This window comes from Saccharothrix sp. ST-888 (assembly GCF_000955975.1).
GTDB lineage: Bacteria > Actinomycetota > Actinomycetes > Streptomycetales > Streptomycetaceae > Kitasatospora.
Map to the genome: position 1 here is coordinate 1 of NZ_JYJF01001161.1, position 226 is coordinate 226.

Here is a 226-nt window from a genome sequence, read left to right on the forward strand (position 1 = left end):
AGGCCAGGGAGCTCCAGTCGCGGGTCGAGGCCGACCCCGAGCTGACCGTCACGGACCTCGGTTACTCGCTGGCGACGACGCGAGCGGCTTTCGAACACCACGCAGCTGTCGTGGCGGGTGGGCGTGTGGAGTTCCTGCGGGGGCTTGGTGCGCTGGCCGAGGGCGAGTCGGCTGCGAACCTGGTGCAAGGCTCGGTGGTTGAGGGACGTACGGCGTTCCTGTTCAC

General features: G+C 69.0%; 1 protein-coding gene. It reads left to right on the forward strand.

Annotated features, from left to right (window positions below; genetic code table 11):
* The coding region (locus UK12_RS44235) for a CurL C-terminal domain-containing protein (RefSeq protein ID WP_045307458.1) at positions 1–226 on the forward strand (226 nt) is incomplete at both ends.